12 protein-coding genes are annotated in these 21,423 nt (G+C 41.7%); 1 reads left to right on the top strand and 11 read right to left on the bottom strand.

Annotated elements, in window-relative coordinates; translation table 11 throughout:
- Positions 1-87: 87 nt before the first annotated feature.
- Entirely contained in the window at positions 88-1,626 is a 1,539-nt protein-coding gene (locus tag KO525_RS12255; protein WP_215964105.1) for an AbgT family transporter, read from the top strand.
- Positions 1,627-1,762: 136 nt separating this feature from the next.
- Here KO525_RS12255 and KO525_RS12250 read toward each other — a convergent pair whose 3' ends face one another.
- From KO525_RS12250 to KO525_RS12200, 11 genes are all read right to left on the bottom strand, one after another.
- Positions 1,763-3,661 carry a CRTAC1 family protein gene (locus KO525_RS12250; protein WP_215964104.1) on the bottom strand — a complete coding sequence of 633 codons (1,899 nt, stop codon included), beginning with the start codon at positions 3,659-3,661 and terminating at the stop codon, positions 1,763-1,765.
- A gap of 1 nt (position 3,662) precedes the next feature.
- A complete protein-coding gene (locus KO525_RS12245; RefSeq protein WP_215964103.1) occupies positions 3,663-5,552 on the bottom strand; it encodes a CRTAC1 family protein in 1,890 nt (629 codons plus the stop codon).
- The gene (locus KO525_RS12240; protein ID WP_215964102.1) at positions 5,545-8,319 is read right to left on the bottom strand and encodes an Ig domain-containing protein; all 2,775 of its coding nucleotides are present in this window, start codon (positions 8,317-8,319) and stop codon (positions 5,545-5,547) included. Before KO525_RS12240 ends, KO525_RS12245 begins: the two co-directional genes overlap by 8 nt.
- 26 nt (positions 8,320-8,345) lie before the next feature.
- Complete coding sequence (locus KO525_RS12235) at positions 8,346-9,056, bottom strand: DUF6445 family protein (protein WP_215964101.1); 711 nt, start codon at positions 9,054-9,056, stop codon at positions 8,346-8,348.
- Positions 9,057-9,099: 43 nt separating this feature from the next.
- Positions 9,100-9,831: a hypothetical protein gene (locus KO525_RS12230; RefSeq protein ID WP_215964100.1), complete on the bottom strand. Its 732-nt coding sequence runs from the start codon at positions 9,829-9,831 to the stop codon at positions 9,100-9,102.
- 95 nt (positions 9,832-9,926) lie between these two features.
- The gene (locus tag KO525_RS12225) at positions 9,927-10,934 is read right to left on the bottom strand and encodes a family 16 glycosylhydrolase (RefSeq protein WP_215964099.1); all 1,008 of its coding nucleotides are present in this window, start codon (positions 10,932-10,934) and stop codon (positions 9,927-9,929) included.
- A 60-nt stretch (positions 10,935-10,994) separates the two neighbouring features.
- A complete protein-coding gene (locus KO525_RS12220) occupies positions 10,995-12,761 on the bottom strand; it encodes an Ig-like domain-containing protein (protein WP_215964098.1) in 1,767 nt (588 codons plus the stop codon).
- Positions 12,762-12,849: 88 nt separating this feature from the next.
- On the bottom strand, positions 12,850-16,533 hold the full coding sequence (locus KO525_RS12215) for a TonB-dependent receptor (protein ID WP_215964097.1): 3,684 nt from the start codon (positions 16,531-16,533) through the stop codon (positions 12,850-12,852).
- Positions 16,534-16,684: 151 nt separating this feature from the next.
- Positions 16,685-18,133 (bottom strand): sulfatase-like hydrolase/transferase, encoded by a 1,449-nt coding sequence (locus KO525_RS12210; protein WP_252736658.1) that lies wholly within the window; start codon positions 18,131-18,133, stop codon positions 16,685-16,687.
- 126 nt (positions 18,134-18,259) lie between these two features.
- Positions 18,260-19,696 (bottom strand): aldehyde dehydrogenase family protein, encoded by a 1,437-nt coding sequence (locus KO525_RS12205; RefSeq protein ID WP_215964096.1) that lies wholly within the window; start codon positions 19,694-19,696, stop codon positions 18,260-18,262.
- Positions 19,693-20,844, bottom strand: a complete 1,152-nt coding sequence (locus tag KO525_RS12200; protein WP_215964095.1) for a mandelate racemase/muconate lactonizing enzyme family protein — start codon at positions 20,842-20,844, stop codon at positions 19,693-19,695. Before KO525_RS12200 ends, KO525_RS12205 begins: the two co-directional genes overlap by 4 nt.
- Positions 20,845-21,423: the final 579 nt, after the last annotated feature.

The following is a 21,423-nucleotide window of genomic DNA, read 5'->3' as shown; positions in this document are numbered from 1 at the left end:
ATCGCCCAACGCTGTACAATAGAAAAAACCAAGATAGTATTGACTAAGATTAGTTAAAGAGAAAATAACAATAAAAAGGATGTCGAAATGAACCAATCTAAACCCTCTACTGTTCAGCGATTTTTAGATAAAGTCGAGGTTGTAGGTAATAAACTCCCCGACCCCGCTGTGCTATTTATCGCCCTACTTTTCATCGTATGGGCACTATCTTGGGTGTTATCAGGTATAGATTTTAATGCCATTGATCCCCGTTCAGGTAAAGAATTGATAATTAATAATCAATTAAGTGGTGATGCCATCACCCAATTTTTTTCGTCAATGGTAAATAACTTTTCTCATTTTCACCCCGTTGGCGTGGTTCTCGTCGCCATGTTAGGTATTGGTGTTGCTGAATATAGTGGCTTTATCAACGCGGGTTTACGAGCAATTATGGCTAAAACAGCGACCTGGTTATTGACCCCAATGGTTATCCTTGTTGGTATCGTCAGTCATTCGGCTATTGATGCTGGTTATGTATTAGTTATCCCACTTGGTGGCGTCATATTTTATGCCGCAGGCAGACACCCATTAGCCGGTATTGCAGCGGCATTTGCTGGGGTTTCGGGCGGATTTTCAGCTAACTTCGTGCCATCTGCCCTTGATCCAATGTTACAGGGAATTTCCCAAGCGGGCGCTCAATTGCTAGACCCAACAGTGGTATTAAACCCTCTTAATAACTATTATTTTACGACAGCGTCTTCTGTTGTAGTCACTCTATTGGGTTGGTTTATTACGGATAAAATTGTCGAACCGAAACTGGCAAACAATAAACTCGATGGTGATTTATCCGATCTTCCAACTATGGAACCATTGGAATCAAATGAACAAAAAGCACTACGTTGGGCATTATTTTCTATCATCATAGGTGCCATAATTTTGTTTGCCTCTGCCTATCCACAAGATTCAGCTTGGCGTGCAGCTGACGGCTCGCTTACCGCGTTCTCTGCACCATTAATGAAATCAATCGTACCGTTTATTTTCTTATTGTTTCTCATTCCTGGCCTAGTTTATGGTGTTGCCATTGGCAAAATTAAATCGTCTAAAGATTTTATTGAAGGAATGTCGAAAGCCATGTCCGGTATGGGCTATTACCTTGTGATCATGTTTTTTATCGCTCAGTTTATTTACGCTTTTGGACAGTCAAATTTAGGCATATTGTTAGCGGTCAAAGGTGCTGCATTTTTAAAATCAATGGCGTTACCATCAGGAATTACGATTACTGGGATCATCTTTTTGACCGGTTTTATTAATTTATTTGTTGGTTCTGCGTCAGCAAAATGGGCACTGTTAGCACCAATTTTTATCCCTATGTTAATGCAATTAGGTATTTCCCCAGACCTAGCACAGGCGGCCTATCGTATCGGTGACTCTAGCACCAATATCATCACACCTTTGATGCCTTACTTCCCGCTCGTGGTGGTATTTTGTCAAAGGTATGTGAGCAGTGCCGGTATTGGGACGTTAACAGCAATGATGTTGCCGTTTTCGATCTGCTTCTTAATTGTTTGGACACTATTTTTAATGCTGTACTGGGGAGCGGGAATTCCTCTTGGATTGCAAGCCAGTTATGAATATCTTGCAAACTAAATAGTGACTAGAACTTGCTAACGAGCAACGTTCTAGGCTTAAAAATATAATCAGGAATAGCCATTGGCCACTTATTAACTCAATGTTTTAGTTGAGTATAAGTGGCCTTTCATTCTATTTACTTGTTAACTCTCGATTATTTAACCAAATGGTATTGGTTTACCGTTAAATTATGCAACTCTGTTTGTTCGCCATTGCGCCATTTAACTCGTACTTTTTGCACACTTTTGCATTCCCCTAACCCAAAATGAACCTGATTATTTAAGCTTTGAGAAAATGCATTTCCGCCATTACTTATCGTCGTTTGTTGCATTTGATTACATGCCCAAATAGTCACTTTTGCATCCAGTTGGTCGATTTTTTTAGCGGGAGATTGGCCCACAACAAACCCAATAAAATGAGTCGATTGCCCCTGAACTAAGTTATTGCTAAACAGATGCCATAACCCGCGTTCATTTGCGTAAAGAAGATCAATGTCACCATCTTTATCATAGTCGAGTACATTCGCACCATTGCCTGTCGCCCCGATTTCATCGGAAACAATGTTATGCACTTCGGAGGTTGTGAACTTAATGCCTTTGTCATTAAACAATAAAAATTGCTTATTTTTTGTCGCCATATTGCCGTATTTAATCACAACCATGTCGGGCCAACCGTCATTATTGAAATCAGCAACCGCTGAACTTGTGGTTTGTTCATTAATTGCGTTACCTAGTTTGTCGCTGGCATCAACAAACCTGCCGCCTTTATTTTCAAACAGTTTTGGCGGATATGGTGCAATTGTAGTAGAGCCAAGATTGTTCTCTACGTTTAGTATAACGCCAGCATTTCGTGCCCGCGTATCCACCAGCAATCGCCATGTATTGTCACCTAAATAACCAATGTATATGCCTTTCTTAGTTGGTTTAGAGGGCCAGCCAGTTGCTTGTTGTTGAGTAAGTGTGACATCTTTATGGCTATGTCGGTCACTTTCGAACTCAAGTTTACGCATACTTTTTCCGACAAATACATCAAAGTCTGGATAGGCCATTTGTAGGTTTTTTAATTCAAAATTGCCTATAATCGACAGATCAAACTGTTGCTTTTGTTTCTTAAAAGTAAAAAAAGCAAAACGTTTAGAGCTTGCATCATAAAATTGCTGACGAGAAAATTGATGCTCCGCTCGAGTTATGAACAAATCGTCGTCCCCATCGTTGTCAAAGTCTATTTCGTTGATGCTACTTACATGATTTGTTTGATTTAACGCGCCTAATACATCTTTAGTATCATCGACAAAATCCAGTTTCCCTTTATTTGTCACCGCAACAATGTCAGCACCACCGTAAAAAAGCAGATCCTTAAAACCATCGTTATTGTAATCAACCGTTTGTAAACGATAGCCTAGCCATTTAGCTTGAGGCAGCAATTTAACAAATTGGTACTGCTCATTGTTATCGAGTTTATAAAGATGGTTGGCACCCGCTTTCTGAGATTTAAGAGGAAAACCAGTCGTTATCAATTCTAAAGTACCGTCATTGTCGGCATCGATAAAATTGATCGCGCGACCGCGGGTAAATTCAAAATGTTTCATATCATTTTGTTTCAGAATTTTTCGTCCCTCATTTACCTCAAACAACAAAGGAAACTTAGGGTTTTTGCCATCGCCGCCGCCTTGTGCGATAACAATTTCTATCTTGCCATCTTTGTCATAATCAGCTGCAACAACCCCGTGGATATCTCGTGTTAGCAAGGTTGTAGGTTGAGAATATCGTCCCCCTAAATTCCAATAAACATTCAGTTCGTTACCGTGGTCAGTCAAGATTAGATCCTGTAAACCATCTTGGTCTAAATCAACGACTACAGGGCCGTCCCATTTTCGTCGGTATCGCTCACCGGTTGGCAAAATATCGCGATTCATCGGCTCAAATTGAGCCGGTGATTTGTCGTCATTTACGTCAATTGGATTCAAACTGCAACCACTAAGTAAATAAGCAGAAAGAACGATTGCCAAGGAATAACTAGCCACTTTATGGCACGCTTTTGAGATAGTCTTCATGTTAATTACCAACGTTTATCACTGAATTGAGTTTAATGTTTGTAACGTCTTGCAACTTCACTGTTTGGTCACTCCACGTGACTTTAATTTCTTCGATTGCCTGACAGGCTCCTAATCCAAAGTGTACAAATGGATTAAAGCTGAGTGAATACGCTGCACTTGTTGCGCCGACCTTTTGTATTTGCTCAACTCCACACGCTTTTATCGACACTAACGCACCTAATGGCGAAACTTGGTTATGTTTGCCCACATTTATCGTTACAAAGTTATTTCCCGACCCCTTGACCTGATTTTTAAACAAGTGCCATTTTCCGCGGTCATTGCCAACAACCACATCGAGTTGCCCATCTAAATTGTAATCCACTACCTGTGCGCTCATTCCGATTGCCCCTAATTCAGGTGTGACAATATTGTGCGTAGCGCTTTTAACAAATCCACGTTTTTTACCTTGGTTCATCAATAAAATTGAGTTAATTGGCGTGACCAAATTGCCCCTTGGTACAACAAGAATGTCAGCGTAACCATCATTGTTAAAGTCCCCGACGGCACTGCCCATAGAATGTTCAACGTCTATTATCTGTTGGGCGGCTGTGACGTCTTTAAATACGCCATTGGTATTTTGCAGTAATACGTCTTTTAAGCCAGGGCTCACCGTTTGTGCTGGATAAGATTTAACGCCGCGTACAATGCCTGTCATTGGCGAAAATATATTGGCGGCGACTCGCCATTGCTGGTTACCGACATAACCAATATAAGCGCCTTTTTTATCTCTTTTATCAGGAAATCCAAGGGCGTCACTATTTACTAACCGGACATCTCGACCTGAATGGGTTTCTCCCGAGTAATCGTACTCATAACCTGATTCGCCGATATAAAGGCTTTTATGTGGCCATTGTGATTGAAAGTTTTCGAGTTGAAAAATATCCCCCATCACTAAATGTTCAAATTGAAATTCACCACGTTTTGCGAAAAAGCCCCATACTTGGCTTGCCGCGTCATAAAAGGTATCGCCACCGTCAAACTCTTTACCTCGGGTAAAAAACAGATCAAAATCACCATCATTATCAAAATCGATTTCGGCCACCGATGTTACGTTTAATAGTGGTTTGGCAAAAACGTTATTAGTTACGTCGATATAACTAAAATCCCCTTTCCCTTGATACAGCTTTACGGCACCAAACCCGTACAAAAGAATGTCGGCTATGCCGTCGTTGTTATAATCGGTTACAAGTGTCTTTTGCCCATCAACCTTGATGGCGGGTAATTGATTAATGAGCAGGAGCTGACCATTATTGTCGTTTTTATAAATGTAGTTTTCGCTTTGGCCTTTTTTAGCTTGATCAGGAAAAGCAAAATTAAGTAAATCGAGCTTGCCGTTATTATTTAAATCAACAAACTTAACCGTACGACCCCGCATGTTTTCAAGCGGAATATCAAAATCGGCAACTTCACTAAAACGGCGATTTTTGTCGACGCGAAACACTTTTGAGTTTCTGGCATTGCTGCCAGAGCCGCCGCCTCGGGCCAGAATAATTTCATTTAAGCCGTCTTGATCAAAATCGGCGACTGAAATCCCGTGTACATCTCCCATGATCAAATCATATGGTTTGGCATATTTTCCTTGGTTATTCCACATAACACGGATGGCAAAACCATGATCATTCAATAATAAGTCGGGATAACCGTCTTGATCTAAATCGGCAACAACTGGCGCATCCCATTGTCTTAAATTTTTATTTTCACGCTTAAAATCCGAGTGCTGTTGTTGAAAAACAATTCGCTCATTTGAAAGTGGTTTTGGATTGCCATTTGCTGTTTGGCACGCCATGAGAATAGCTAGGGTCGATAATAGCGATACTCTTGAAAATAAGCGTTTTTGACCATTAATCATTTGAAGCTCCTAAAAATAATGGGGAAGATGATTGTCTGAGCGTACGAACCCAAATGAGGGCGACTAAAAAAAACCAAGGCAGACTCCCGCCACTGGAATTTTGGTTTTCAGGCTTGTCTACAACGGCCTGTTCATTAATCGTTAAGCTTATGTTGTCCGCTACTAAACTCAGTTGTGATGTCGCTGTGATCTGTACGTTACCCGCCGCTACTGCTGTAACGTTCCCGTTATTGTCTACCGTTGCCACATTTGAATTGCTAGACGACCAATGGAGGGTTTTATCTGTTGCGTCTGTAGGCAGTATATCTACGGTCAAAGTCAGTTTTTCACCAACGGTTAATGAAGTAGCAGACGATTGTATTTCTATCGAATGCACTTCTATATCACTCACACCTTCGAGTAAATCGAGTTGCAGTAATTGCACGTCCATCGGTTGCATTTCGATGTTATTTTCTACGTTATTGCCAGTAATTACATCGACGATACCGGATACTTTGCCGATGTTAGACAACAGCTTAACGTTGACGGTTTGTTGACTGGTATTGATAAGTGAAATTCCTCGTCGTTGTTCGTTACCAGCAGTTGCAGAGCCAGATGTCAAAGATGCCTGACTCAACAGGACGCCATGAACAACTTCAAGTTCAGCATTTTTGACCACGATATCCACGTCCTTGTGCGGAACTAACATCGAAACCTTTACCTGTAACTCTTCAAGCATGGCCAATACGTTATCTCGTTGAAAGCGAGCATATACAGCCAAATCAAGGCCACTTGTTCTTGTTTGCCCCAACTCAGTTTTAGTGAAATTATTGTCATCATCCATTAGCACTATATTGCCACCGCGTTGTGCAAAGGCTTGAAGACCAGTCAAATCTTCGTCCGAAATAAATCGAGTGGCGGACAAAAACAAGGTTTGTGAACTCGGGTTTAAGGAATCAAGGGTCGATGGGGTTGCAAATCCTACTGCCACATTTTGTAATTTAAGCGCCTCGTACATTTCTGACATATACAGGGTATATTTGGGGTCCTGAATTGCCGCATCCTTGTTGTAATAGACCATAAAGTCTCGCTCAACTGGCGTTAATGACAGTGCCAAATTACCGTGTGCATTAATTTCTTTCCAAGCACGGCCGTAGGCGTCGAGTTGAATTGGCTGCGTGACACTGGTTCCGATGAAGTCCGCGCGAGTATCGATGGCTCCATCACTTTTGCGGTTCCAAACCCAAGTGGTAACCGAGCCTAAACCGTGCGTGATCCCTAAATAAAATGTCGCTCGAACATATTCAGGTGACATATGGAAATCACGCCATCTTGACCCTGATAAATTATGCCACTCTGAATCATACATATGTTTGTCTGGTGCTATGGATTTCATAAAATCGAGCATAATGCTTTGCGCACGCCATTCAAGACTGTACCGCTGACGCCAATCTTGCTCATGACGTAGGTCCCATTCAGCAGCAAATGACGACATTTGCGCATCCGAACCCGGCATATCTACCAAGTTAGTGATAAATTCAAAATCCAAACCTTCGTCCTGATAAGGCGTATGGACTGAACGTTCGCCCATCACTTTGACATGGGTTTTAGCATGTGGGTCAACGTTATGAACACCGTCGTGTAAAAATTGAAACCATTGATTACCACGTTCCAGATTAAACTTATTCCAGTCATACCAAATAGGTCCACCTTGAAAACTAAGGGAGATTGGCGGGATGTACGTGTTCTTAACTTCAGAAAAATTATTAAAGCTTGTTTGGTAAACGACATTAAGCTGGCTTATCGTATCGTATTTATGTTCTAGCCACGCTTGGTATTTATTCATGGTAAATTCCGATACGCCACGGGCCGACTCGACTCCACCTTCCCGTATTGAAAACATAGGCTCATTGGCAATCATATGAACTCGCTCGTTATCCCCTAAAGGTTCAATCGCCGAACTCAATTGCTCCTCAAACAAAACGTTTAACCACGCTTTGGTATTTGGGTTGTCTATGTCGTAATCGGTAAATATCCGAGAGCCGTCAAATGCCTGAGGGTAATCTTCTCGCAGCCAAAATGACTGCGGGACTATATGGCCCAAAAAATACTGAATAGGCGCTCGATTTTGTGCGGTTTGCTCGGCAATACTGCTTCGTAAACTCGACTTGCTCCAATTTTTAATCTTGTTTTCAGTTTCCAAATGTTGCACCGACAAATACCCTTCGCCACTTCGACCAAACGCCTGCATTATGTCTTCCGTATTTGGTTGCCAAAAAAACTTACTGGCAAATACTTTGTCATCACCAAGTTGGTAATGTGTGCCCTGGAGCTTGATTTTTTTTGTGGAGAAATCTGGCGGCGTAGCGAGGGTGATATTGCCATCGATCTGCTGTTGTAATTGCGCTATCGCCGAATCCACAACGTCGATACAATCGAGTAGCTCATCAAATGGCAAACCTGTTGGGCCAACAGGATCGAAACGGGAAAAATACACGGCGTCATACATTTGTTGAACCACTTCAGGGTGATTTCTGTCCCATGGTGCAAATATGTCTTTAAACAAGCGTACCGTTGTTTGCGACACCTGGGCGTAGTCGACATTAACTCCGACAGCGATAGCCTCTTCTACTTTTTTATCAAGTTCACTACTTTTTTCATTTACTTGCTTTAACAACGCTGTAAATGTCGCGTCATCAGTGGGCCCATCATAAATAGCGGCACACAAGTAAAGTGGCAGCAATATGAGGGTTGAAACCATCAATTGACCCAGGTTTTTAAAGTTCATTTTTTTATTCTTATAATTGTTGTGAATTAAGGTTGAAAATCGACAAAAAAATTGGCGGTTAACCTGCCTGACTTAGGATCTGGGTTAACGTCAACGTTTGGTTTTTCAATATGAGCTGAATGTAAAATGGTCGCTGGATAAATAACCAACCTATTAGGTTTGTAATCAACAGTATGGATCAGCTCAAAATGCGGATCTGTCCCTGTAACATACTGCTGTTTGGGGTTTCCATGTTGATTAATATGTTGTTGTGCGGCCTGTAAATATTGTTTACGCCTTGCCTGTGTAACATTTTCAAACCCTGTTGGTTTATGACGATAAAAACTCGTGCCACCAAAATCTCCAGGGTTTAAATAATGTAAAATGGCAAAGCTAAACGTTTCGTTATTATCAAAATGGGGAATACAGCTAAGTAAGTTTAAGTCTGCAGGTCGTTGTGTGAGCAAAGAAAAACAGCCATTCCTTGGGTAAAGTGTTAACTCTTTTGGAACCTGAAAATGCCGATATAAAATGTGAGCTGAAAATTGCAATATCGCCATACCATATTCAGCCCCCACGTTGGCACGCACTCCTGGATAATAGGTGCCCTGTACCATGCTAGTACCATAATCAGCAGTAACGCCATTGGCTATCGCTGCCGACGGGTCTAACAAAACGTCATCAACGACAAAAATTGGGGTTTGTTCATGACCAATGTTTTGGGCCACTTGGCGTTGTTTTCGATTGATATCAAACATGCGTATTTTCCAATGCTCTCGAACTTAACTTAGTTAAAAGCCACTATTTAGCGCCGATAACAAAATGCTTGCCTTGCTTTTTAGTTAGCGCTTCGTCGGAATCAATAGCTGTTAAATAGACTACCCAAACGTATTTCCCTGCTGGAAAATTAGTCACCAGATCACTAAACGGCACTGAGATCTCTCCCGGTTTTTTAACGGTATATTTTAATGCACCGAGTTCTTTCCAGTTGCTGCTGTCTAATAACTTTAGGTGCAGATCACGATTTTCTGTGATGTCATATTTAGCGGTTAATATCACCTCAGAATCATCAATGATTGTTTTTGGCCAAGTTACTTTTTTAATCAGATCTTTTTGCGAATAAACCGACGGTTTTGGTGCTTTAGGCGCGTCAATTACAGTTATTACTTTAAACTTTGTATCACCAAGACGGTCATTCCAATTTTTGCCTTTTGGTGCCAGATAAGCATTTACACGATATTTACCCGGCTTAATATCATCGATATCAATAGAGAAATGATAGTTTCCTGACTTCTTAATCCGTTTCATCGTGCTCTTAACTGTTTTACGGCTCTCAACTTCTTGTACGGCAACGTATAAATCTCGTAACTTAGACAGTGATAACTCAATTCTGACAACAGGCTTTTCTTCCAAGCCAATAATTAGGTTGTCTAAATCAAAGTTGACGATCTCATCGTCCTGTGCACAACTTGCCGTCGATAAAAATGCGCTTACCATTAAGATAAATGTCGCGATTGTTTTAATTAAATTCATATTCACCTCAACTTAACCAAAGTTTAATTAATTGTGAGCGACTGATGTTCGGCAAAGACCAAGGTGCCACTGCCGAACCCAGTATTCTTAGTTAGTTATTTTTTCTTGTATACGCGCACCCAGTCGACTTGCATCGCACTTGGGTAACCTTCTGCTGTCGCTTTTTCAGGCACAGTGCATCGAACAAAGCCATTTGGGCAATTATTGTATGAAACATGCGGATACCTAAGACCTAAAGATAACGTGACGTGCATCGGTAAATGCCAGTGTAGATTTGGTTTTTCTGCCACCTGTACGCCGTCAATAAACCAGCGAATGACCTCTGGCGTCACCTCAGCCCCGTAAATGTGGAAGTCGTCTCTTGCGTCAAAGTCTGCATGGATCTTATTCCGGGTGAGTTCTGGGTATTTTCCTGGGCGTTTCCATATTTCTTTGCCATTCTCAATAATTCGAGTATGTAAATTCATATCGATGACGTTGGCACCGTCATAGCCTAATGGCGCGTTTTTGTCCCATTCGGCCTGTTGTAACTCAACAATATCCACCTCTGAATAGGTAGCTTCGCCCTCATGTTTTCCTTTTAATCCCATTTTTGAAATCTCGTCATTTAAACTGTAGATCCAAAACGCGGGACTCGAACCAGGAAATGTCGGAATACCTTTCATCCTCGCTTCATAATATCCATAGATTTGGTATTCATGGGAGCGAATGATCCCTGATTTATAAAACAGATCAGTCGTGACTTTTCTGCCTCCATCTTTGTAAGCGCGGCGCACGGCCTGGTGTTTTTCATAAGTAAGTGCAATATTTAAATTGCCGTCCTCGACCGTTACATTGTCTTTTGTCCAAGACCAAGGACCCCAGCCTTCCGGGCTATTTGTCCACTTGCCTTCATCTACTTTCGTTGAGTTGAACTCGTCCGAAAGTGAAGCAACATATTGCCACTTTGTGTTATCTGTGTTTTTTAACGTCGGTAACGGTGTCGTTTGCCCTTTATTCTGCGGTTGCGCATGTTCAAATGTTTGTTTTGTTGCCGTCGAACAAGATGCCATCGCCATTAAATTGGCGGTAATAATTAGATAACAAAATAATCGGTTTTTCATAGAATTGCCCCTTATAAAAAAGCCACCTAAGCAGGTGGCTTTTCATGTTTTAAAACTCGACTAATTGACTTCAACTATCGATAGTTCATCAATTAACAATGTTTGGCCTTCAGGTAAACCAGTCACTTTGAAGCCAGGGAATACCGGGGCATTTGCATCCCACTCCGCAGGTACTGTCCAAACCGGTGTACCAGATAACTTGTCGATAAGCTCAACTAACTGCCAGTCCGTAGTCCTTTTTAGCACGGCTGACTGAATACCTGCGCTTGGCAAACGACGGTCATAACCAGGCCCAGTGATACCAGCTGGGTAGTTCCAGTTTATCGATACATGAGACAACTCAATATCATCTGCAGGTACATCACTCAACTTAGCCCATACTGTAAATTTGTATTTTTTGCCTGTCGACGTGTCTGGACGACCAAATCGTTGGGTATACCAGTTTTTATCATTATTCCAAGCGCCCTGAACGATAAGGCGACCAGCGCCATTTGCTGGGTCGATGTTTTGACCACCACTGATCTCGATGGCATTGCCAGACAGCGCATCTGCTGAAACGGTTGTACCGCCCCACCAATTAGGCCCAACATTACCGTCTAACTTAAAGTCAATGATCCAGTTAGAATCAACAGGTTCTCCTGGATCACAGGCCAAATTACTTTCAGCGGTAACCGTGATGTTTTGCTCTGCAACATCATTTGCACTTGTTGCGCCGGTATATCCTGAATCTAAGCCAACCGTTAATGTTGAACTTTCGCCAACCGCCAGTGTATTGGTATAACGACCAGTTGCACCAAATTCACCGTCACTTTCAGACATAGCAAATTCCGTCGTTAGGTCGGACGCACTCCAGTCATAACTATAAACACCAGATAGCGTGTCATTGACTATGCTTGGTTTAACTTCGGCACCGATTGATGTACATGTTGGAACCGTTTTTGTTCCTAGTGGAGCGCCTAGTTCGTTATAGTCTTGGTTCACAATCTCAAGATTGAATCCAGGAGTTACCGTAATGGTTGCCTGTGCGGATAGAGACGAGTCTTCTTCACTGGTTACGGTAATTACCGTTTCACCCTGATTCGCAGCGGTTACGTTGCCATCGGCATCGACGGTTGCAACAGATGTATCAGCGATTGAATAGGTTAAATTCGAGTTACAGGCATAAGCTGGAGATGTTGCAGATAACATAGGTTCTACAGCACCTGACGCCAAAGAAAGGTCAAACGCTTGAACGCTTGTAACTGGATCCGATATGGCATTTACCGTTAATGATAAAGTTCTTCTATCAACTTCTTCACCTGGCGCAAGTTCATGGCCAACATCGACAATATAAGAAATGTTGTAGGTAATCGAGGTTGGGAAATCTCGTAGGCCATCAGGCGCAGGTGTTCCATCATCATTCGTACCACCACGGACATCAGTTTCATCACACATGCGAAGGGCTTGGTCAAAGGCATCGGTATCCAATACCAACTTAGTGCCGTCCTCAGACATAGTAAATGGCGAAACGTTATTGTTCCCTTGATTACCTTCACCTTGAGGGGTATTAAAGGCGGTGTTTACAGCCGCAAATTGAAATTCACGGATAAAAATTGGTGATGGATAAGAATCTACTGACAATGCTTTCCCATCTACCATGGCCCCTTCAAGTAAATCTATTTCAACGACACCAGACAGCTCTGGATAAGATTTGCTAAATGGTGCTTCGTCAAATGTAACAGGCTTGCTACTTGAAAAATTGTAATCCAAACCTTCATCAACACCACAGCTTGCAACTGCGGTAGAAATCATTGCGCTAAGCAATGCTTGCTTAAATAATTTATTCATCTCTTCGACTCCAAAAGTCTCTTTTTTGGGTAGGTCAGGCTCCGCCCAACCTACACACTTAATTTGTTACTAACTTATCTGTGCCTGATTAGAAATTGGCACGAATACCTAAACGGAACTGGCGACCAGTATTGCTAATCGCGAGTGTACGTTCGTCAGTCACGTCATTTTCAAAGACGTTCCCTTCGTTCATATACACTTCTTGATCTTCTGTTCTCGTCATATTACTTGTGTAGAATTCACGTCGAGTGTCTTCTAGTACGTTGGTAATATTGAACGTCATGCTGACGTTTTTAGATAAGTTATAACTCGCGCTAAAGTCACTTCTATGTGTTTCGTCTTGCCAAGCTGCACCGCCATTTAAGCCATCATTCAATAATTGAACTCCGGTGTAACGCTGTGCCCAACGCAACGACAACCCATCTAACTCATAGAATACAGTGGCGTTATAAGCGTGTTCTGGTGTGTAATCCATTGGCAATGGATCCATGAATACACCTGATGTCCCAATTTCTTCAGCTTCTTTTTCTGAATGTTGATATGTATAGTTGATGCTTAAACCTAATCCACTAAGCGCCCCAGGAAGGAAGTCGTAGTTTTGGGTGTAACCTAGCTCAAGACCAGAAACAACCGTACTATTACCGTTTTTGTAGATGTTGATATTGGCAACATGACATTCGATTTCCCATTCACTCGCAGAGAATCCGGCATAATAACGATGTGGCATACAATTTTGTTCACCGCGCATTTCACCTTCACCCGGCATACGGGTTTCGTCATAATCCAACAATAGGTTTGCGCTTTGTAAATCGTATTCGGTTCTGACATCTTTATAATGGAATGGCGTTACTACGTTTTCGACCATATCGACAATATCTTTGTGGAATACCGCAGCGGACACTAAACCAGACTCGTTGAAATACCACTCAAATGAAATATCTACGTTTGTTGATTTTAACGGTTTAAGATTAGCGTTACCCGCTGATCCTAATGCCGTTGGTCCCCATGGATTTTCGTTCATTTGTAAACGAGGATTTAAGAAATCAAACTCTGGACGTGTCATTGTTTTTGATGTCGCAAAACGAACGATCATTTCGTCATTGATTGCATAGTTAAGATTTAAGCTAGGCAATAACAATGTATGTGTTGCAGAACCGCTATTTGCAGCTGAACGGATAGTAGAATTATCTTTGTTACCGTTTGGTCCGACAAATGATGTTGAACGGTCAAGGAATGGCCAAATTTCACCTGCGGCACCAAAATGTCGGTGTTTAGAGCGAGGCGCATCAACTTCATTACCATTAATATCCACTACCGTATTTGGTAATGGAACTAAGTCATTGATCACCGGTGAAGCGCCTGTGTAATCAATAAACACTAAACGGTTTGTATCCATACCGCCGGGTAAAACCCAAGCACCGTCTACATAAGGGATTGTATCGTCATTGTCGAAGTTATAACCGTGAGTTAGCTGCCATGCAAAGCAACCTGCCAACTCAGATTCATTTTGTGGCGCCCAACGTGTGTCGTAAACATCCATTACGTTGTCATCACCGTCGCGTCTAAAGTTCATTTGTGCGTCTGGGCAAGCTTCAGAGCCTTCAATGTCACCTAAACCACGTTCGATAAGTAGGTTATAAGGGTCAACCAAATGAGGTGGACGATGGTAATTGATACCACCATAACCACTTGATTCATTAGAATCTTTAACAAAACGAACACCAATGTTACCGGTTAAACGACCGTCAAAACCTTCAAAGTTTAGTTTTACATAAGCCGATTGCGTTTCCGTTGAAATTTCGCGTGTGCCCTGTGGGTTAACCGCGATACCAACGGTATCTGGGTCACGACCAGCAAACTCTGCTAATGCTTTTTTCGCATCTAACATTGGCCAGCCATCAAAATAAAAGTCACTGGTATCTTTGAACAATCCTTCACCAAAGTTGTCATATGGGAAAGCTTCACCAGATAACATATCAACAACACCAATTGAGCCCATGCCTGTTGTAGCGTATGACACATTTGGATTTGAGTTATCAACAACTGCCGTTCCCGTGTTGATAGTTTGGTTTTGGGTATAAACGTCTTTAACACGTTTTGAAGCTTTGATACCAAATTCGACGCCAGTGACGTAATCGAAATCGAGCTCCCATTGGAAATCGAGTTTTAACGATTTATTCGTATCTGTTTGTTCATTGTTTCTAAACGTTAGGCCACCTAAATGGTTGGCATTTAAATCTAATAAACTAAAACGACTCGGAGCCGAAGTCAGGCTGCCGTCATATGGGTCAATTACCGCTAATGAAGAGCTAATGTCAAAGTCACATTCAGCTGCTAAACAGTTGTAACCAATCGGCTCAATAATGTCTGCTGGCATTTCATCAACAGAACTGTTACCTAGTGTGCCCCAGGTTGCTGTAGATAAACTAATAAAGTCATCTGTTCCTTCAACAGTTTCAGAAAAACCAACATTAAATTGCATGCGCAAATTGTCTGTTAAATCTTGTTCAACTGTAAATGAAAAAACATCAGTTTCAAGTTCACGCGTGCCTTGAGAACGGTTAAAAAAACCACTTGAAAGTCGACTATAAGAGCGTTCTAACGTTTGTGTTTCAACATTAACTGTATTCCAATCTAAAACGGGATCATTTCCTGAAATACCAGTACGAGGAGCAAAATTCATTCTAAAGTTGTGGTAATCCGTTTCAACCGTTTGCTTGGTTTTGGTTAAGTCCAATTGGATATTTGTTGAATCCGTAGGTTCCCATTCAAAACCCGCAGTTGCTGAAATACGTTCACGAATATTTGAAGCAACAGAGATGTCGGTATTGTTACGAGCAAGGACGTTGTATTCACCCTCTGAAATTACCGTTTGAGTTGCCGGATCGTAATCGACTAACGTCGATATATCATTAAGAACACGGTCACCGGCTTCGTTAAGCACATATGCACCACTTGAATCGGTTTGAAAACCAAGTACACGAATTGCTTTGCCATTTGTATCCCGGGCAATGCGTCCTGAGTTCGCATATAGATCAGAAATGCCTACACCGCCTTCAACCCAACTTGTGCGCGTACTATCGTTACGAGTTTGTTGTTGGTCAGCAGACACTGTGAAAATCACACCAAATGTATCATCAGCAAATTTATCAGCAAAACTGGTAGTCACTCGGCCATCATATTTGCCAGAAAATTCATTATAACGACCTTCAACGTTTACCATACGGCGAGGTTCATTTAACGACAGTGGCTTAATTGTGCGCAATACAACATTAGCACCTAGAGAACCTTCATCTTGCTCAGCAGACGATGTTTTAACAACATCGATTGAAGATAGAATGTCAGAAGAAAATGAGCTTAAATCGACAGATTGCGAAGCAATCTCACCTTCGTTACCTGAGTTACCACTGGTAATGGCAACCCCATTCATCGAAATTTGGTTCATTGAAGGCGATGTGCCTCGAATTGAAATTCGAGTACCTTCGCCGTCTTCCTCTATAACCGAGATCCCCGTCACTCGAGAAAGTGCATCAGCGATGTTTTGGTCGGTAGATTTACCAACATCTTCTGCATGAATTGAATCAGAAACATTGTCAGAAAAACGTTTCGCGTTAACGGCTTTTTGTAAACTGCCTCTAAAGCCTTTTACTTCAATGACTTCAATATCGTCATCTGCGTTTTTATCCTCAGGCTCAGCAGCATAGACTGGATTGCTTAACAGCACTCCCAGTACAGCAGCAGATATCGAATTGAGCTTGTAGTTGGTTTTCATGTGGTTCTCCACTATTTTATTATAGTTCTAAGTGCCTGTTGATACTGCTTACATAACACTAATAAATTTATTTATGTTATTAAAGACTTCATTATATGGTCAGACCAGTATTTTAAACGTAAAAACGTAACGCCAACCTGACGAGTTGTTATTAATGAAGTTTTATGTTGTTGTTTTTATTTAGCTTTGTATCTTTATTATGATATTGGTCCATTCGGTCGATATCATAGTTTTCAAATTTGCGTTGTAATAACCAACGCGGTCTTTCCAAACCTGACTCCCATTCAAAAAGGGTTTTGAACATATCCTTTACTAGATCAGGATATTTAGCAGCCACATCTGTCAATTCTTGCTCGTCTTCTGCGATGTTATAAAGTTGTGCCGGGCGGTCAGGAAATCGCATCAACTTCCAATCACCAATTCTAACTGTGCCACGAACATCTTTTTTCCAAAACAAAACCTCATGAGGACGATTTGTATTTTTGCCATTTAAATAAGGGACTAAGTCAACGCCATCAGTTTTTTCAATTTGCTGAACGTTGCCGCCTGCAGCAGCGTAAAATGTTGGCAGTAGGTCAAGCAAACTTACCGGGTAAGGATACACACTAGCGGGTTCTATTTTACCAGGCCACTTCATTAAAAATGGCACTCGCACCCCGCCTTCTAAATGGTTAGATTTAGTACCACTTAATGGGAAGTTGTCTGATGCATTGCGGTCTGTAGGCCCGCCATTGTCATTGGTAAATACCACAATTGTATTGTCGTCAATTCCTAACGACTTGAGCTTGTCCATGATCTGTCCAGAAGCTCTATCAAGTGCTAACGTCATCGCCGCTACCGTTTTACGTTTACCTTCAAGCTGCGGAAATTTAGCTAAGTCCTCAGGTGTTGCATCCATAGGCGTATGAACCGCGTTAAAGGCAACAAAAGCTAAAAATGGTTTATCTTCTTTGACTTTACGTTCCATAAAGTCGATGGCTTCGGCTGCCAATACATCTGTTAAATAACCTTCATGTTCACCCATAATAGCGAAGTTACGTTCCATCAGGTCTAACTCACTTGGTGGCGCTTTTGAATAAGCGAAATAAGAACGCGCTCCACCTCGGAAACCATAAAATTCGTCAAATCCTCGATTTAGCGGATGGAATTTGTCGTCGCCACCTAAGTGCCATTTGCCATAATATGCTGTCGCATAACCTTGTTCTTTTAAGTAGTTACCAATGGTTTTTTGATCAACAGGAACCCCCATATTACGGCCGTCATTAGCTGAATTTGGGCTCATGTAACCAGGTACATTGTTTTCTTCAAATCCAAAACGTTGTTGATAACGACCTGTCATCAAGCCTGCACGCGATGGACCACAAGTTGGGTCGGATACATAACCTTGGGCGAAACGTACACCTTGTGTTGCTAATTGATCTAAGTTGGGCGTGATCATGACTTTACTGCCATGAAAACCAAAATCACCGTATCCGGCGTCGTCGGCAAACAAGACGACGATGTTAGGTTGCTTCTTATTACCGTTAACCGGTTTGTTAGCTGCCGCGTCTGACATTGCAGACAAGGACATTAAAAATATGACGAACATCAACGTTTTCATTATAAAAACCTACCTATGTCAGTTCTACCCTAAAAAATTGGGCGGGACACCGAAGTGTCGCCAACCCAAAAACAACAGGGATTCTTCTAATTAATCAAATATAAAAGCGATTACAATAAAGCTGATCTAATCGTTTACTAATATCGACACTCGTTTATTCGACAAGTATTCTTCCAAGCTATATTTCGAACAGTCTTTACCTACACCACTTTGCTTTAAGCCACCATGGGGTAATTGCACAGAATAATGAGCTTCGTTAATACAAACGCTCCCAGCCTCTAACTGTTCAGCTGCTTGCATCGCGCGTTTCAAATTAGTCGTAAATACATAGGCCGACAAACCAAACTCACAATCATTGGCTAGCGCAATTACGTCATCTGCATCACTAAATGAAATAACAGGTAGAACCGGACCAAATATCTCGCACGATGTTGCTGTCATCGCTAAATTTGCATCTGCTAAAATAGTAGGTTCGATGTAATAGCCAACCGGTTTGTCTGCGGGTACTTTGCCGCCGGTCACTAATTTGGCACCTGAGGCAATCGCATCGTTGATAACACCTAAAATACGGTCTTGCTCACGCTTGTTGATAACCGGTCCCATTAAACGCCCTTCCCCGTCGCCTGCGGTTAACGTCAAACTTTCAGCTCTCGCCTTAGCAAGTTCAATGAACTTAGGGTAAACCGATTCGTGCACAAAACAGCGATTGGGTGAAACGCATACTTGGCCGCTATTACCAAATTTTAAATCAACAATGTTGTTAACTGCTTTTTCAAGTTCTGCATCGTCGTAAACAATTACCGGCGCATTACCACCGAGTTCAACTGAGAAATGCTTAACACTGGTACAGGCCATTTGCATTGCCTTAACTCCTGCATTGGTCGAGCCAATCATGGTAAATAAAGACGTTATATTGCTTGTTAATAGCGGATTAGTAATATCGTAATTATTACTAGTGATAACGTTTATAACACCTGCTGGAAAGCCAACTTGAGCAGCTAACTCCGCGCACTTTAAGGTCGCTAATGGTGTTACTTGAGAAGGTTTAATTATTGCAGAACAGCCAGCAGCCAATGATGGCCCGAGTTTGTAACCAAAGTTAAGCAATGGAAAATTCCAAGCAAGATAACCAACAACAACACCTAACGCCTGGCGCTGAATGTAATGATGGAAACGTCCATCTGGGTCAATAATAACGGGTTGGTCAATGCGATGTGCTTCTTCGACAAAATAGCGCAAACAGGTCGTCAACATACCGAAATCATATTCAGCATTGTCCATTGGTTTGCCAGTTTCTGAAATCAAGATGGCGATGATTTCTTGTTTATGTTGCTCTAGCAAATCCGCATATGCACGGATAAGCTTCGCACGCTGTGCTAATGAGGTTTTCGACCACGTATCTAAACCTTGCTTGGCACTTGTTAAACAATCTTCAATTTGTGCCGATGTGATGTCAGGTACACGGCCAACAACTTCTTCAGTTGCAGGGTTAATGACATCAAACGTTGAGTCAGACTCAACCAATTGGCCATTAATTAACATTTTGTATGCTTGTTCGCTCATTTTGTTTCCGTCGCTTTAATATCAAATTCTTTTAATGCATTAGTGTCGATTTCAACACCTAAACCTGGACCTGTTGGTACAATTGCTTCGCCCTCAATAACCTGAACTTCCACTTTATAAAGATTGTCACGCAATGGGTTTTCCGTACGGTCGTATTCTAGCAGTAATTGCTGCTCTTCTTTACGTCCTGGTTCTGGATACGCTGTTGCCAAAAAGTGTGTTGCTGCAGCTAAGTTTAACTGAGTTCCCCATACATGTGGGATCATATTAAGTCCGTTGGCTGAAGCAATAGCCCGAATTTTGAGAGCCTCACTTGGACCTCCACAATACGCTAAGTCTGCTTGCACTAACTGAACACCGCCCGACTGAATTAACTTTTGGAAACCAAAACGAGTCTGCTCACACTCACCTGTAGCAATGGCTAAATCGGCTTTTTCATGCAACTTCTTAAATAACTCTGGATGCTCTGGCGACAATGGTTCTTCAAACCATACATAGTCATTGGCGTCTAGCAAACGTGCTATTTTAATGGCTTCCGGTAAATCATAAGCATGATTCGAATCCGCGGCTAAAATTGTATTTGGCAAAGCTTCGCGCATGGCAACGATAAGCTTTTTGTCAAAATCTAGGTTTTTTCCAACCTTGATCTTCATCGCCTTAAATCCTTGCTCAGCGTAGGTAATCGCTTCTTCTACCAAAACAGGTAACAACATTGATTCAGGTAAATCTTGAAAATACATACCGGTTGCATAACAAGACACTTTATCTCGTTGAGCGCCGCCCATCAGTTGACTAACACTTTGACCAAGAGCCTTTCCTTTTAAATCCCACAATGCCATATCGATACCAGACATGGCTGCTGTCATAACGCCGCCACGGGCAAAATCGAGTGATGAACGCCACATGTAATGCCAAATCATGTCCGTCGACAATGCGTCAAAACCTAGTATTCGTGGAGCATAAAACTTTTCTACAGCGCCTTGGATAACTTCGGCAGGTCCATAACATTCACCCCATCCTGAAATACCAGTGTCGGTAATAACTTCAATAATCAACACATTACGTTGATTATAAAACCACTGAGAGAAACCAAATGGTTCCTTTAATTCGCAACGTACGTGGTGGGTTTTAATACATTCTATTTTCATTATTACTCAACCTGCTCACTAGACTGACTTCAATATTCTGAAGCACCGGGAAGACAACCTAATGCCTTCCAATCATCGTTCTAATAGATACTTAATTCATTATGGGATTAATATAAACATATGATGTTTATATTTGCAATACTTTTATCGGTGTTGTTATTAGAACAAAAAGATCCTTCTACAAGGATCTCAGATACATTTTGAAATAAAGAGACGCCGGATCAGGCACATCATCCTCGAGTCGCTGCTCATGAGCGGATAATGGGAAAGTGAGTAGGCACAGCGACAAGAAACAACCACAACTTATTAACGACACCGGCACCGCCACAGGCATTAGACATTAATTTAAACGCGCTAACGTTCTAACTTCTATGACTTCATAGCTAAGGTGCCTACAGGCTATATATCGCTTCGCATTCAATATTAATTTGGTTAACACAGCGGACGAAGATTAAACTCGTTATGGTGTGCTTGGATTTCTAATTTTTATTTACGTGCTTTTCAAACGCCCTTGTTTCATATTGAGTTACTTCAATTGACATTGTTTGATAACAAACCTATTGGGGCGCTATTAAATTA

The sequence above is a fragment of the Psychrosphaera sp. B3R10 genome, from assembly GCF_018861025.1.
In the GTDB taxonomy this organism is placed as follows: domain Bacteria; phylum Pseudomonadota; class Gammaproteobacteria; order Enterobacterales; family Alteromonadaceae; genus Psychrosphaera; species Psychrosphaera algicola.
The sequence above is the reverse complement of the archived record's forward strand: the minus strand, read 5'-3'. Positions and strand labels throughout refer to the sequence as shown.